The sequence below is a fragment of the Proteus vulgaris genome, from assembly GCF_033708015.1.
Taxonomy (GTDB): Bacteria; Pseudomonadota; Gammaproteobacteria; order Enterobacterales; family Enterobacteriaceae; genus Proteus.
The window spans coordinates 481,115-495,919 of record NZ_CP137920.1; the positions used below are offsets into that span (position 1 = coordinate 481,115).

Sequence of the window (14,805 nt, forward strand, 5' to 3'; positions counted from 1 at the left end):
TTTATGCAATAACGCGATATGACTAAGCGACGGACTGATTTAAATAAAGCGTTAAAGGCAAGTCAGGGTGTGAGTTCATCGAATCAAATTTATGTGATGGATGAGAATCAACCGTTGGATAGCGAGAGAGTAAAACGATAAAATCTTGGTAAGCCTGATTTTTATTATCATGCGTAAAAATAGGTGTACCACTATGATTTAATTCATTATCTGCAATTAATAAAATATCAAGATATTGCGCATTATCGTGTTCATAAAGTACATTTTCTGGGGCGATTTTTTGCCAAGGTGTTCCTATGGGTTCGTTCGGTGAATGAACACGTAAAGTTCCCGTTTTATCCTTAACGTTATTCTTATTCATCATCACAATCATGGTGTGATCAACGCCATCTTTATGAACACCTTCAATAGAAAGCTCACTTAAAGAATCGGGTTGGGCAATTAATCTTAAATGAAACACAGTGGATATTGATTTAGGGGAGTTTTGATCTGTTAAGTGACGAGGCGTAAATGTATTACCTTGAATTAATAGCATCTTTAATTTTAATAAAGCTTGATAGGCTGTATTACTCTGCCAGCGATCATCAATGGCCCTAAAGTGTCTTTGTGCACCACTGTCTTCACGAATAAAACCATCTTCTTCAGTAAGAACAAAGGGCTGATACTCTAATCGAGAAATTGTTTTTATATCATGATCAAAAAGATAGCGTCCTGTTCGTGAGTGACGAAATGAAAGGGTAGGATCTTGTGCTAAGTAATCACCATATTCCATTAGTGTATTAATATCTTTTTCTTCAGCACCTAAGTGTTTTATTAAATCGATAACTACATTTTGAGGAATAAAAACATATTTATTATTTTTATATTCATTTTTTATTTCACTAATTTTATTTATAAGCAGGTTGTTCATATATAATATGCTCCATTGATGGTTAATATTATTAATAGTTAATTAGAGGAATAATAGTTAAAATATAATCATTTTTATTATAGATAGGGATTAATAAATTTCAAATTAATTAAAAAAAGAGAATGTAATAAAACTATTACACTCTCTTATATAAATAAAAAAATTATTTCAAGATTAAAGTATTTCTGGAATTGAAATACCTAAACGTTGCATCCGTGATAATAACGTGGTTCTTTTTAATCCTAATTTTAATGCAGCCCCTCTAGCCCCCGCAACAACGCCATTCGTTTCTCTTAATGCTTGAATGATCCTCTCTCGTTCTTCATCATCACTTTCTGGCGCATTTGTTTGCATGCGCTTTTCAATGGATGAAGGTTGAGTCAGTACCTGTTTTAAACGAGAGGGTTTATTAATATGCAACTCTTTTAACTGAAGGTTTAATGTTGAACCTCGGGTTAAAATAACCGCACGCTCAATAATATTTTCCAGTTCACGAACATTACCCGGCCATGGATAAAGTGTTAATTGTTCCAATGCGTTAGCTGGAATACAATCTATTTTTCTATCCATTCTTCGTGCAATTTTTTGTGTAAAATATTTTGCTAAAAGCGGAATATCTTCAGGTCGCTCTCTTAGCGGTGGAATAATAATAGGAAAAACATTAAGACGATAATAAAGATCTTCTCTAAACTCACCTTCATCTGTTAAATCATGGAGATCTTTATTGGTTGCCGCAATCAGTCTGACATCCACAGGAATAACTTTATTACCGCCTAATCTTTCTATTTCTCGCTCTTGAAGAACTCGCAACAGTTTAGGTTGTAATTCAATGGGCATATCACCAATTTCATCTAGAAATAGCGTACTTTTATCCGCCATTTCAAATCGACCAATATGTGTATTGGTTGCACCTGTAAATGCACCTTTATCGTGACCAAAGAGGTCGCTTTCTAAAAGACCAGAAGGCACTGCTGCGCAGTTCATTTTTATCATAGTCTTACTTTTTCGCTGACTTAGACTATGAATAGCGCGTGCAATTAATTCTTTACCTGTTCCTGTTTCACCTAATATAAGAACAGTGCTATCACTTTGTGCCACTAATTCAATTTGTTCGAGCACATTATGCATCGCATCGCTTTGATAAATAATCTCACTAAAACATGCATTATTATCTATCTGTTCATTAAGCCAAATGTTCTCATTCTTTAAGCTATCCTTTAAATGTGTTATCTCTTCATACGCGGCTGCATTTTCAATGGCAATACCAATACGCGCCGCAATTTGTTGAAGTAATTGGCAAGTATCGTTAGTAAAAACACTTCCTATTTCATGCGCTAAAATTAATAAACCGAGAGGTTTATGATTAAAAGCTAGTGGCAATAACAAAGCCGTCTGCATATTTTGCTTAACTAGACGCTTAATCAAAACATCTTCCTGATCTTCTTTATTAATATCAATTAAGACAGGTTTATTCTGATTAATAATTTCTTCGGCTTTGTTATTCGCGCTACTAAATTTACGTTGTTGACGAATGACAGATTTTCCAGTCTGATAACGACTAGAATAAAGAATACCTTCACTACTATTTTGTGATGAGGTACGACATAACATAAGACTAATATGGTTCAGTCCAAAAAAACGATGTATTTCTTTAGAGACTTCAGAAATAAGACCATCCATGTCTAGATGAGCTAATACGGAGTTTGTGACATCGACCAATATTCGATATTGGTTACGCTCATTACGAAGGCTCTCCATAGTTTCAGCATTGTTACTGCTTAATTTCATGACACCACCGATTGCCTTAAAAAATTAGCTATATTGTAGTAGGTTTATAATAAATTTATATCAATGACTGAATCATTTTTGATCCAACCCGCTATTTTTATATATGTAATGAAACTTAAAAAAATAAATGTATCAAATCATTATATAATTATATATATATCGCTTTGGCTTATCGTCAAATCTGTCGAATAATTTGACGAAATGACTGATTTGTTAATTAATAATCATTTTTATTTGAAAATTATTCTATTGAAAAATAAGGAATAGTTATATCAGAAATATATTGGCATGAACCGTGCTAGATCCCTTCTATTAATACTCTAATTATTACTCTTAATTAGAATGACTCGTTGCATTTATCGCCATATATAATGGCTATATAACAAAGATCAGGAGAATATGATGAACCGTTTCATCATTGCAGACCCTAAAAAATGTATTGGTTGCCATACTTGTGAAGTGGCTTGTGTCGTGTCACATCAGCAAGCAGACCAAGATAATTTAGCCATTGATCAAATTAGTGAGCAGAATTTCCAACCCCGCATTCATGTGATCAAAGGATTTTCAATCAGTACGGCAGTTGTTTGTCATCAATGTGAAGATGCCCCTTGTGCTAATGTGTGTCCGAATGGCGCTATCATTCATAACAAAGATTATTACTATGTCGATCAGGAAAAATGTATCGGTTGTAAAACCTGCGTATTAGCTTGCCCTTATGGCACTATGGAAGTGGTTTCTCGCCCAATTATGCGCAAATCAACTGCACTTAATGCGATTGAGGCATTTAAAGCGGAAGCAAACAAATGTGACTTATGCCACCACCGTGAAGCAGGCCCAGCATGTATTGAAGTCTGTCCAACTCATGCTTTAGTGTGTATTGATAGAGATGCACTTGAAGAGATGGTTAAAGAGCGTCGTCGTAAAGCCGCTTTTGAAACGGGTGCTGAATTGTTGTTCTAAGATCAATAATAGAGCAACTATGTGCTGATACTATAGTTGTTATTATTTATCTTGCTTCAATAAGGTATCGATATGCATGAAATTACGCTTTGCCAGAGCGCATTTGAGATCATAGATTCTCAAGCTAAATTAAATAATGCAAAAAAAGTAAAAAGCGTATGGATGGAAATTGGCGCATTATCTTGTGTTGAAGTCAGTGCACTTGAATTTTGCTTTGATATTGTTTGCAGAGACACCCTTGCTCAAGGCTGTGAATTGCATATTGAGGTTATCCCTGCGAAAGCATGGTGTTGGGACTGCCATCAAGTTGTCACTGTTTCAACCTTTAATGCCGGCTGCCCATCTTGTGGTAGCCAGAATTTGCGCGTTGAAAATGACGATGCAATGCGAATAAAGCAAATAGAGATCGAATAGGGGCTGTTATGTGTCTTGGTATTCCAGGCCAGGTTGTTGAAGTTGGAAAAACAATCACTGAAAGTGCAATGGTCGATGTTTGTGGTGTTAAACGAGAAGTCAATATTGCGCTAGTCTGTGAAGGTGAGCCTCATACGATGATTGGAAAATGGGTGCTAGTGCATGTCGGTTTTGCTATGAGTATTGTCAACGAAGAAGAAGCAAAAGAGACGCTAGATGCTTTGATGGCGATGGGAGAAGTGGAAGACGATGTCTCTGCTTTTCTTTATGGTGAAGAGGGCGCACCTAAGAAAAACTGAGTTAGTTTTGTACTATTGCATGATCCATTTCTTTTTTTTATACTTGAACTCTATCTTTTAAAAGCTGGGACGACCCAGCTTTTTGTCTTTGTATTCAGGGGACGACCCCAACTTATCGAGTGGGGCAAGTGATGTCTTGGATTATTCTTTTTATCGCGGGTTTATTAGAGATCGTTTGGGCTGTCGGCCTTAAGTACACACATGGTTTTACGCGTTTAACACCCAGTATTATTACCATTAGTGCGATGGTTGTGAGCATGGGCATGTTGTCTTACGCCATGAAAGGCTTACCAGCAGGTACGGCTTACGCGATTTGGACGGGTATTGGCGCAGTGGGTACTGCCATCTTTGGTATTTTGGTCTTTGGTGAGTCTGCGAATATCTATCGTTTACTCAGTTTAGCGATGATTATTTTTGGTATTATCGGGCTGAAATTAGCAAGTTAATCCCCAAATATTTGGCATAAAAATAATATGATTCACTGTAATATATTGATAATCAATAATTATTATTTCATTATTTGACTGTGAGCTTATTAGTATAAATGCAATGACCTATTTTGAGAATGGAGCCTGTTAATATTCATTCTATGTTCAGGATAAGTGATTCTGAATTCTGTTTTATTAAAGCGTATTTTAATCAGCTAAACGTAATTAAAAAATTTTTTAATAAAAAAACCACTCAATTGAGTGGTTTTTTATCGTTACGTATTAATCAATTACAGTGTAAATACACCAATGATCGCGATAACGCTGATAATTGCTGCACCACCATAGAATACCCATTTGCTTGCAGGTACATGCACTTTAAAATCGTGCAACGTATGGTGAATACGGTGTAATGCACACCAAACTGGCAGAATAATCATTAGCAGTAAGAACAGACGACCAATGATACTTTGGCTAAATGCCATAATACGGTCATAAGTAAATGCTTCTGGCGCAATACCCATAGGGATTAGGATACCGAGCAGGATGATGATTGCTGGAGAAACAATCGCACTCCACATACCACCTGCACCAAATAATCCCCAGAAAATAGGTTCATCAGAGCGCTTAGGAAGTTGATTCTGATTCATTATTTCCTCCTGGGTTACATCAACGCCACTGCCAGAATAACGGCAGTAACAACGATAGTGACAGCCCAAAAACCACGAATGATAGGTTCTTGTGGCATTTTTTCATCTTTAACAACGATAACCACTGCTTTGGGTGCAAGTTTGAACCAAGTCGCAGCGTGGAAGATTGTTGCAATAAGGGTCACAATGTTAATCAGCATTACGATTGGGTTACTCAGGAATCCAACGAAACCTGCCCAACTTTCGGGTCCATTTTTCAGTGCGAATACACCAAACAGTACAACCAGACTGAACCAAAGTTGTGGAAGACAAGTTCCTTCACGGGTGATATAGAAACGATAGAATCCAAGTTTCGTCCACCAGTTTGGTTGCATGCCACGAACATAAGGCTTACGTTTTGTTGTCATGTCTTGTTTCCTCCTTAACGTGGTTTCAGCATCGCAATGACAAAGTCTTGCGCACTGGCTGCTTTACCTTGCTGAATAGCGGCAGCAGGATCCACATGTTTTGGACAGACTTCAGAACAGTAGCCAACAAAGGTACAAGACCAGACACCGTTCTCACCATTTAACTGAGGCATACGTTCTTTTGCCCCATGGTCGCGACTATCTGTGTTGTAACGTTGAGCTAATGTAATCGCTGCTGGACCAATAAATTCTGGGTTTAGACCAAACTGCGGACATGCTGCATAGCAAAGACCACAGTTGATACAACCAGAAAATTGATGGTATTTCGCCATTTGAGCAGGAGTCTGTTTATTTGTCCCTTCTGAAGCCTTGCGATCGTTACCGATGATATAAGGTTTAATCGCTTCTAAGCTTTCAATAAAGTGAGTCATATCGACAACAAGGTCACGCTCAACGGGGAAATTACCCAGTGCTTCAACTCTTACACCGTCTGGGTATTCACGGATAAATGTTTTACAAGCCAATTTAGGCACTTTGTTGACCATCATGCCGCAAGAGCCACAAATCGCCATACGGCAAGACCAACGATAAGAAAGATCAGGCGCTAAATTGTCTTTAATATAACCCAATGCGTCCAGTAATGAGGTTTGCTCATCATAAGGAACATCATAAGTGACGAAATGAGGCGCTTCGTCCGTTTCTGGGTTATAGCGCATGACTTCTATTTTAACGTGCTTCATGTCATCAGCCATTCGCTTTCTCCTTATTCTGCTTGTCTTGTGCCGTCGCTTCACCACCATAGACACGTTTAGCAGGAGCCGATTTCGTGATCTTCACATCGCTATATTCTAAACGAGGAGCACCTTCTGGGTTATAGAACGCCAGAGTATGTTTTAGGAAATTCACGTCATCACGCTCAGTACAACCTTCGTCAAGACGTTGGTGTGCACCACGGGATTCTTTACGATTGATTGCGGAATGAGCCATACATTCAGCGACATCTAAACCAAAACCAAGCTCAATTTTGTACAGTAAATCTGTATTAAAGACGCTACTGGTGTCTTTAATTTCAACGCGTTTGAAACGTTCTTTTAATTCAGCCAGTTTATCAACAGTTTTTTGCATTAATTCAGGTGTACGATAGATACCGCAACCTTCTTCCATTGATTCACCCATTTCATCGCGAATTTGTGACCAGCTTTCAGAACCTTTTTGGTTCATTAAATTTTTCAGGTCATCTTCAATATCACGAGTACGAGCATCTAATGCTGATGCGTTAGCTGGTGCTGCTTCTTGTGCACAACGAACGGCTTCTTCACCGGCAAGACGACCGAATACAACCAGCTCTGCCAGTGAGTTAGAACCTAAACGGTTAGCACCGTGTAAGCCAACAGATGAACATTCACCCACAGCAAACAGACCTTTAATACGCGTCTCAGTTTGTTGGTTAGTTTCGATACCACCCATAGTGTAGTGAGCAGTAGGACGAACAGGGATAGGTTCATTTACAGGGTCAACACCCACATACGCTTTTGCCAGTTCACAAATAAATGGCAGACGTTCATGAAGTTTTTTCGCACCCAGATGACGTAAGTCAAGATGAACAACGTCACCACGGTGAGTTTTAATGGTACGACCTGCGCGCCACTCATGCCAGAAAGCTTGAGAAACTTTATCGCGAGGACCTAATTCCATGTATTTATTTTCTGGTTTACCTAATGGTGTTTCTGGTCCTAGACCGTAATCTTGTAGATAACGATAGCCATCTTTATTGACCAGAATACCACCTTCACCACGACAACCTTCGGTCATCAGGATACCTGAACCGGGCAGACCTGTTGGGTGATATTGAACAAATTCCATATCACGCAGTGGAACGCCATGACGTAAAGCGATACCCATACCATCACCCGTAACAATACCGCCATTGGTATTGAAACGATAAACACGTCCAGCACCACCCGTTGCCATAATGACTGCATTAGCACGAATTTGAACTTTCGTCCCTTCCATCATATTAATCGCAACAAGACCACGAGCGTGACCTTCATCAACAAGAATATCCAGAACAAAGTGTTCGTCGAAACGTTGAATTTGTGGGTATTTTAAGGATGTTTGGAACAGGGTATGTAGCATATGGAAGCCGGTTTTATCGGCTGCGAACCAGGTCCGTTCGATCTTCATCCCACCAAAACGTCGGACGTTGACTGACCCGTCTTCTTTACGGCTCCAAGGACAGCCCCAGAGTTCTAGTTGAGTCATCTCTGTTGGACAATGCTCAACGAAGTAATCTACGACATCCTGTTCACACAACCAGTCACCGCCTGAAACGGTATCATTGAAGTGGAAATCATAGGAGTCGTGAGCCTGAGTCACTGCTGCTGATCCGCCTTCTGCTGCCACAGTGTGGCTACGCATTGGGTAAACTTTTGAGATCAGAGCAATTTTCAGTTGAGGATTCGCTTCCGCAGCAGCAATTGCTGCTCGTAAGCCTGCGCCCCCGGCTCCGATTATCGCTATATCGGCATTAAAGGTTTGCACTGCGCTTCTCCATTGTTCAAGTGAAAATTGGAATAATTGTCTAGAATTCAATTCACTGACATTATTAATTTGTAATGCTATTTTTTTAAGCTATCCGTAACGAAATTGTTTCACTGCCTTGTGACTGCGCTTGATAACATCTTTATTATCATTGACTGTAATTTTAGTATAACGAAATGTAGGGCACCGAAATTTGATATGAATGATGGTTTTCCCGTATTTCGCAAAAAAAGTGTGATCTACACCAAGAATTCTGGGTTTTGATAATAAGCCACCAGAGAAACTTGAAGATTAAATAGAATATATTTGTCTAAATTGAAAATTATAAATAGTAATGAATAATCTATTTTTAAAGTATAGATAATTTTAATTAAAAATGACAATGATTTTTTATTACATATTGATTTTAAAAGGTAAATTTTTTTATCTTTCTTAAACCTAATTTAAATTAATAAAAGTCTATTCTAAAAACTAAAATAAATTTTTTACTATTTATCTAAAACAAATCGGTTTGTCTTGTTAATTGTTAATAAAATATTAATAATATTTCTAAAGGTTTTTAATACTCATCAAAATACGTAAATTTAAATAGAAAGTTAACTTTGAAGTTTAGATGAGTTTAGCTATTTAAATATAAGCATAGTGTTAGTTTATTGTTATTCGTAATTGAGAAAAAGAATTATTCTAATTAACGCTTATTATCAAATAATAAAAAATCACTGAGTTTTTTACCCTAAACTGCTGTTTATTTAAACGGTAAAAGATGCCAAAAAGTAGATATTTTGTAGAGTTACATTTATTTATCTTATGTGTTTTTACTTAAAAAAAAACAAAAATCAGTGAAAAATATAAAATGAACCCCCTCTTTATTAGGAGAAATTTGTCTGTTGAAGAGGATGCGAGTAAACTGCACGCTTTGTTTTCTGTTGGAGTTTTTCGTTCATGAGTGAAATCGCGGATTGGCAGCCAAGCGCCTCAATCGCCAACTTACTAAAAAAGGCGAAAATAGTCAGTAATATTAGGCGTTTTTTCACTGATCGTGGTGTGTTAGAGGTTGAAACACCGATGATGAGTCAGGCTACCGTTACCGATGTTCATCTTTACCCATTTGAAACTCAATTTGTGGGGCCTGGTGCTTCTCAAGGGCTAAAACTTTATTTGATGACAAGCCCTGAATACCACATGAAGCGTTTATTAGCTGCAAACAGTGGGCCGATTTATCAAATGGGACGTTGCTTCCGTAATGAGGAAGCCGGTAGATATCATAATCCGGAATTTACGATGCTAGAATGGTATCGCCCTTGTTTTGATATGTACCGGTTGATGAATGAAGTCGATGATTTATTGCAAGAAGTGTTAGATTGTGAGGCTTCAGAGTCACTCTCTTATCAACAAGCATTCTTGCGTTATCTTGATATCGACCCTTTATCAGTAGATAAAGAGAAGTTGCGTGAAGTGGCCGCAAAACTGGATCTATCAAATATTGCCGATACTGAAGAAGATAAAGATACGTTACTTCAGTTGCTATTTGTTTCTGGGGTTGAACCTCATATCGGTTTAGAAAAGCCAACCTTTATCTACCATTTCCCTGCATCACAAGCCTCATTAGCTGAAATCAGCTCTGAAGATCATCGTGTAGCAGAGCGTTTTGAAGTCTATTTTAAAGGTGTTGAGTTAGCGAACGGATTTCGTGAATTAACGGATGCGCAAGAACAACGCCATCGCTTTGAACGTGATAATCGTCAACGTGTGGCAATGGGATTACCAGAGCAACCTATTGATGAGCGCTTTTTAGCCGCTCTTGAAGCAGGGTTACCTGCGTGTTCAGGTGTGGCTTTAGGGGTTGATCGCCTTATTATGCTAGCGTTGGGTGTTGAACGCCTTAGTGATGTTATTGCATTTCCTGTTTACAGGGCATAAGTGCGATATCGATAGTATTAAAAAGAGAGCCTTGGCTCTCTTTTATTTTTTAGATTTTCGGTTTTGTCTTCGTTTTTCTTCTGCTTCAAGCGCTTTTTCTTGAAACTTTGCAAACTTGTTTCCTGTTGCCTCTTTCATATAGCGATAATTAAGAAACCAGAACGTAATACACGAAAATAAAATAACCCACCAAATTAAAAGTAGCTTTAATGTAGAATTAACACCCAGCATTAAATGAAAACTAATTAAGACCATTAAGCTAACAAATATCGAGCTAAATAATCCTCCTGTAATTTGCGGCATATATTTTTTTAAAGGGGTGATACTGATTAATGGCAAAATAATGGCCATAGAGAACAGTACGCCAAATGTGGCAAACATAATAATTGAGATAGGTTCATCAAAGCTTAGAAACCAATCCGTTATACCCAAAAAAGAAAAGGGAATTTCTATCATAAAGCTGCCTCCCTACTAGGATAGAAAAGAGGAATATCTTTAAAATTAAAAATCAGTTTAAACAAGATATTGGGAAAAATATGTATTTCAGTATTATAGAGTGTGACGGATTGATTAAAAAATTCACGTCTATCGGCAATACACTCTTCTAATTCTTTCGCTTGCATTTGTAATAAGTGTAAATTTTTCCCACTGATAAGATCAGGGTATTTTTCAGCAATTATGAGTGATTTTTTTATTTGTGGTAATAACTGATTAGCTAAATTAATTTTTTGTTCTAATGCATCTACATGTAAATAGTGCTCTCTATTTTCAGCTAATTTTTCAAATAAGGCTTTCTCATGAACCATTGCTTTTTGTGTAATCACTATCAGCATGGGGATCAAATCGGCTTGTTTTTTTAATAAAACATCAATATTAGCGAAGGCTTTATAGCAATTATTTTTTAATATCACCATATTATTATAAATCATGACTAACTGACGTATTAAAAAATACATCAAGATAAGAATAAAAATGATAAATATAAGCCATTCCATATATCAATTACCGAGGAAGAGAAGTGTTACTAAAATAAAGCGTTAGTATGCCGTTTTGATAATCCATAGGTATCACTAGAATGGAAAAGATAACAAAAAGGGCAATGATAACGATGATGGTTGCGTTACGACGAAAAGGACGCGCTTTGTTCCAACGCACAACATAATCTTGTGGTGATAAACCTAATAGATAATGAGGAGCACTGTGTGTGATAACAACTTCATCATTGATAGATTCTGCACTCCCTATCAATAAATAAGTCGTATCTGCTTCTAAGATATATTCCTTAAAACGTTTATTATTATATTCCAGATCTTGATGAGGATTGATACCAAGATGAACTAAAGGTTTATCAAGGGCAAGAATTTGAATTGATCCCGTATCATCTGCCATTGTGAAATTATTAATCTTCTTTTCACAGAGTGTTTGGTGATAGCTTTTTTTACCTTCTTTATTTGTAGATATGTCATATTCATAATAGATGTAGCCATAACACTCTTTTTGACCCAAGCGACTCATTAATTTCTTGCCCGCAGTTATCTTACCTTCAATTTCAACAAGCCCAATGGCTAAAGAGCGAATTTTAGATGTCGCTAGAATTTTTTGAAAACGTAAAAAACGTTTTTCAGGTGTTCTTTTGACGATTTGGTAAACGAACATTAAAACGAAACTTAAAAAGAATAATCTTTGGTCAATAAACAAGCTGAAGCTTAAACTCAATAATAAAAGGCTAATAAATACCGTGTTTATCAATGCCGAAAACTTAGACTCACCTTCCATTTGTAATTGCTGATAATTTTTTATCGCTTTTTCACCAATATTTCCAATATGATTTGAAATGCCATAGGAGAAGAGCAAAATGACAGCAAATGCAATACAAGAGATAAGATTAACAACAGAATCTTCACCGCTAAGATAAAGGTTATTTTCTCGTGAAAAAAATAGGTAATTTCCAGCAGCAAAAACGATCCCTAAAAAGGGAACAATACCTAAGTTGTTCTTCTTTTTTTGAGCGCGTTTACTGCGTAAAAAATAGATTAATGCACCTACAGCACAGCCGATAGAAAAATAAATTAACACTGCAATTTATCCTTAATGCGGTTATTTAAAATGAATTCCTTCAAACTTCATTTCTTCTTTGGGTATTTCTAGTAATTGCATATGTTCAAAGCGGAAAAGGCTTGCAATTAAGCTATCAGGAAACATCTCTATTGCGGTGTTGTAGTTAGTCGTTGCATCATTAAACCCTTCACGACGTTGAGCTATTTTATTTTCTACATCACTAATACCTGTTTGAAGTAGCGCTAATTGTTCACCTGAAATTAATGTCGGATAATTTTCAGCAAGGGCAATCATGCCTCGTAGTGCTGTATTCATCTCATTTGCTGCACTGATTTTTTCATTAATACTTTGTGCTTTAAAATAGCGTTGTCTTGCGTCACTTAATGCAATAAATACACTTTTTTCGTGTTCCATGGCTTTTTCAACGACTGCCATTAATTGAGGAATTTGGTCAGCTCTTTGTTTCAAAATAACATCAATATTCGCAAACTGATTATTGACTTGATTACGAGTCGTAATAAGAAGGTTGTAAATTGAGATCCCCCAACCGATAAAAATAACAATACTAACAAGTAAAATAATAGCTATTATTGCCATAGTAATCCCTTCCTCTAAATATTTTATAAATAGTGATAGCTAAATTAAAAAGTAATTATAATTTTTAATTAAATTATTAGAGTAAATTAGAGGAAGATGAAGGAATATACAATCAGAAAGGGCGCAATTATCGAGGATACTCGTCATACTTCAAGTTGCAGCGTTGTTGACTACATTCATTCGTACTAGTCACATACTTCTGTATGCTCCTAGCATCTCATTCATTTGTCGCCTAGCTGCATCTTGAATTATTTAGAGTATCTACTGGCTATACTCTAATAGCTACACATTGAATTATCTAGAATATCTACTTGTTAGACTGCAAGTTGCAGCGTTGTTGACTACATTCATTCGTACTAGTCACATACTTCTGTATGCTCCTAGCATCTCATTCATTTGTCGCCTAGCTGCACCTTGAATTATTTAGAGTATCTACTGACTATACTCTAATAGCTACACATTGAATTATCTAGAATATCTACTTGTTAGACTGCAAGTTGCAGCGTTGTTGACTACATTCATTCGTACTAGTCACATACTTCTGTATGCTCCTAGCATCTCATTCATTTGTCGCCTAGCTGCACCTTGAATTATTTAAGCGTAAATAAAAAACGATGAGTTATTTAGCTTGTTTTTGTAAGAATTTAACGCCTAAATCAGGGAAGTCTGTAAAGACACCTTCAGCACCCGCTTGGTTATAAATGATGTCATAAAGCTGATCACCATCTTTTGCGTATTTAGGCAGTTTATCAATACGGACAGTAAACGGATGAATGGCCAGTTTATTCGCATGAGCATCGGCAGCCATACCGGTTAAGGTGATTTTTTCTGGCGTTGAATCTGTCTCAACTAACATATGATAATCAGGGCCGATAGCATCAGCATAAGTCGCAATTTCTTTCATTGCACCTGGCTTAAACATCCACTCATAGCTGTAGTTTGTCCATGTACCATCAGGTTGTTTCTCATAAGTCTCATTCCAGTCGGTATAAGCTATTAACTGAACAAGTTTTAGATCCATACCCATTTTGGGCATCAATTCTGTTTTGATGCGTTTTAGGTCGTTAGCATCGAAGGATTGCAGATAAACATTGTCAGTTTTTTTTGTATAACCATATTGTTTAAGTACTTCTAGCACTTTGGTAGTAATGTCTTTACCTTCTTGCTCATGGAACCAAGGTGCTTTAATTTCAGGGTAAATACCAATATCTTGGCCTGTTGATTTGTTTAGACCTTGGATAAATTCAATTTCTTCTTGGAAAGTATGTACACGGAAATCCGATTTGCCCATAGGGAAACGGTTTGGATAACTTTGGACTTTTTTACCGTCAACAATGTCAAAGCCTTCAGTAAATTTCAGCCCTTTAATTTCTTCAAGCGTAAAGTCGATAGCGTAATAACGACCATCTTTTCTTGCTCTATTAGGATAACGCTCAGCCACATCTGTTACACGATCAAGATAGTGATCATGTAAAACAACGAGTTCGTTGTCTTTGGTCATCACTAAGTCTTGTTCAAGATAATCTGCACCTTGGGCATACGCTAACGCTTTGGCAGGAAGTGTATGTTCAGGCAAATAACCACTTGCACCACGGTGAGCGATAACGACCTTATCACTTGCCGCTTGTGCGATTGCACTTAAAGATAGAGTTAAAAGAACGCCTGCAACTAACGGTTTTATTTTAAAAGATGTACTCATAAAGCTGCTCCATTTTAATTCTACGTACAATAAAGTTATGTACAGTTGGCAATAAAAAAGCCACATCAAAAGAAATGATGTGGCTTCGTTTTTAGAGATGAGATTTAATCAATTTCATAAATAATCAGTTAGCG

The 14,805-nt window shown here is 36.9% G+C and carries 16 protein-coding genes; 5 read left to right on the top strand and 11 right to left on the bottom strand.

The annotated features are described in order from the left end of the window. Positions 1 to 22: 22 nt before the first annotated feature. Together SB028_RS02420 and SB028_RS02425 are read right to left on the bottom strand one after the other, a co-directional pair. On the bottom strand, positions 23 to 910 hold the full coding sequence (locus tag SB028_RS02420) for a 2OG-Fe dioxygenase family protein (RefSeq protein WP_069368211.1): 888 nt from the start codon (positions 908 to 910) through the stop codon (positions 23 to 25). 174 nt (positions 911 to 1,084) lie between these two features. After that, positions 1,085 to 2,698 carry a sigma 54-interacting transcriptional regulator gene (locus SB028_RS02425; protein WP_069368212.1) on the bottom strand — a complete coding sequence of 538 codons (1,614 nt, stop codon included), beginning with the start codon at positions 2,696 to 2,698 and terminating at the stop codon, positions 1,085 to 1,087. A 402-nt stretch (positions 2,699 to 3,100) separates the two neighbouring features. Here SB028_RS02425 and hydN point away from each other — a divergent pair, with 402 nt between their 5' ends. From hydN to sugE, 4 genes are all read left to right on the top strand, one after another. Continuing rightward, positions 3,101 to 3,658 (top strand): electron transport protein HydN, encoded by a 558-nt coding sequence (hydN, locus tag SB028_RS02430; RefSeq protein WP_069368213.1) that lies wholly within the window; start codon positions 3,101 to 3,103, stop codon positions 3,656 to 3,658. 72 nt (positions 3,659 to 3,730) lie between these two features. Next, a complete protein-coding gene (hypA, locus tag SB028_RS02435) occupies positions 3,731 to 4,072 on the top strand; it encodes a hydrogenase maturation nickel metallochaperone HypA (protein WP_069368214.1) in 342 nt (113 codons plus the stop codon). Positions 4,073 to 4,080: 8 nt separating this feature from the next. Next, a complete protein-coding gene (hybG, locus tag SB028_RS02440; protein WP_069368215.1) occupies positions 4,081 to 4,371 on the top strand; it encodes a hydrogenase maturation factor HybG in 291 nt (96 codons plus the stop codon). Between the two features lie 131 nt (positions 4,372 to 4,502). Beyond that, positions 4,503 to 4,817 (top strand): quaternary ammonium compound efflux SMR transporter SugE, encoded by a 315-nt coding sequence (gene sugE, locus SB028_RS02445; RefSeq protein WP_069368216.1) that lies wholly within the window; start codon positions 4,503 to 4,505, stop codon positions 4,815 to 4,817. 272 nt (positions 4,818 to 5,089) lie between these two features. Here sugE and frdD read toward each other — a convergent pair whose 3' ends face one another. The 4 genes from frdD to frdA are packed head-to-tail and all read right to left on the bottom strand — an operon-like array spanning position 5,090 to position 8,397. Then, on the bottom strand, positions 5,090 to 5,449 hold the full coding sequence (gene frdD, locus SB028_RS02450; RefSeq protein WP_069368217.1) for a fumarate reductase subunit FrdD: 360 nt from the start codon (positions 5,447 to 5,449) through the stop codon (positions 5,090 to 5,092). A 14-nt stretch (positions 5,450 to 5,463) separates the two neighbouring features. Beyond that, positions 5,464 to 5,856, bottom strand: a complete 393-nt coding sequence (frdC, locus tag SB028_RS02455) for a fumarate reductase subunit FrdC (RefSeq protein ID WP_069368218.1) — start codon at positions 5,854 to 5,856, stop codon at positions 5,464 to 5,466. 14 nt (positions 5,857 to 5,870) lie between these two features. Further along, a complete protein-coding gene (locus tag SB028_RS02460; protein WP_069368219.1) occupies positions 5,871 to 6,608 on the bottom strand; it encodes a succinate dehydrogenase/fumarate reductase iron-sulfur subunit in 738 nt (245 codons plus the stop codon). Then, on the bottom strand, positions 6,601 to 8,397 hold the full coding sequence (gene frdA, locus SB028_RS02465; RefSeq protein WP_069368220.1) for a fumarate reductase (quinol) flavoprotein subunit: 1,797 nt from the start codon (positions 8,395 to 8,397) through the stop codon (positions 6,601 to 6,603). The genes SB028_RS02460 and frdA overlap by 8 nt, the downstream gene beginning before the upstream one ends. A 942-nt stretch (positions 8,398 to 9,339) precedes the next feature. Here frdA and epmA point away from each other — a divergent pair. Continuing rightward, entirely contained in the window at positions 9,340 to 10,317 is a 978-nt protein-coding gene (gene epmA / locus SB028_RS02470) for an elongation factor P--(R)-beta-lysine ligase (protein WP_069368221.1), read from the top strand. Between the two features lie 42 nt (positions 10,318 to 10,359). Here the strand turns inward: epmA and SB028_RS02475 are convergent, their stop codons facing one another. The 5 genes from SB028_RS02475 to glpQ all read right to left on the bottom strand — a co-directional run bounded on the left by SB028_RS02475 (position 10,360) and on the right by glpQ (position 14,671). Beyond that, entirely contained in the window at positions 10,360 to 10,773 is a 414-nt protein-coding gene (locus SB028_RS02475) for a hypothetical protein (RefSeq protein WP_069368222.1), read from the bottom strand. Further along, positions 10,770 to 11,312, bottom strand: a complete 543-nt coding sequence (locus tag SB028_RS02480; RefSeq protein ID WP_069368223.1) for a LemA family protein — start codon at positions 11,310 to 11,312, stop codon at positions 10,770 to 10,772. Before SB028_RS02480 ends, SB028_RS02475 begins: the two co-directional genes overlap by 4 nt. A gap of 7 nt (positions 11,313 to 11,319) precedes the next feature. Further along, positions 11,320 to 12,393 carry a hypothetical protein gene (locus tag SB028_RS02485; protein WP_069368224.1) on the bottom strand — a complete coding sequence of 358 codons (1,074 nt, stop codon included), beginning with the start codon at positions 12,391 to 12,393 and terminating at the stop codon, positions 11,320 to 11,322. Between the two features lie 21 nt (positions 12,394 to 12,414). Then, complete coding sequence (locus SB028_RS02490) at positions 12,415 to 12,972, bottom strand: LemA family protein (protein WP_069368225.1); 558 nt, start codon at positions 12,970 to 12,972, stop codon at positions 12,415 to 12,417. 619 nt (positions 12,973 to 13,591) lie between these two features. Then, on the bottom strand, positions 13,592 to 14,671 hold the full coding sequence (gene glpQ, locus SB028_RS02495; protein WP_069368226.1) for a glycerophosphodiester phosphodiesterase: 1,080 nt from the start codon (positions 14,669 to 14,671) through the stop codon (positions 13,592 to 13,594). Positions 14,672 to 14,805 lie beyond the last annotated feature (134 nt).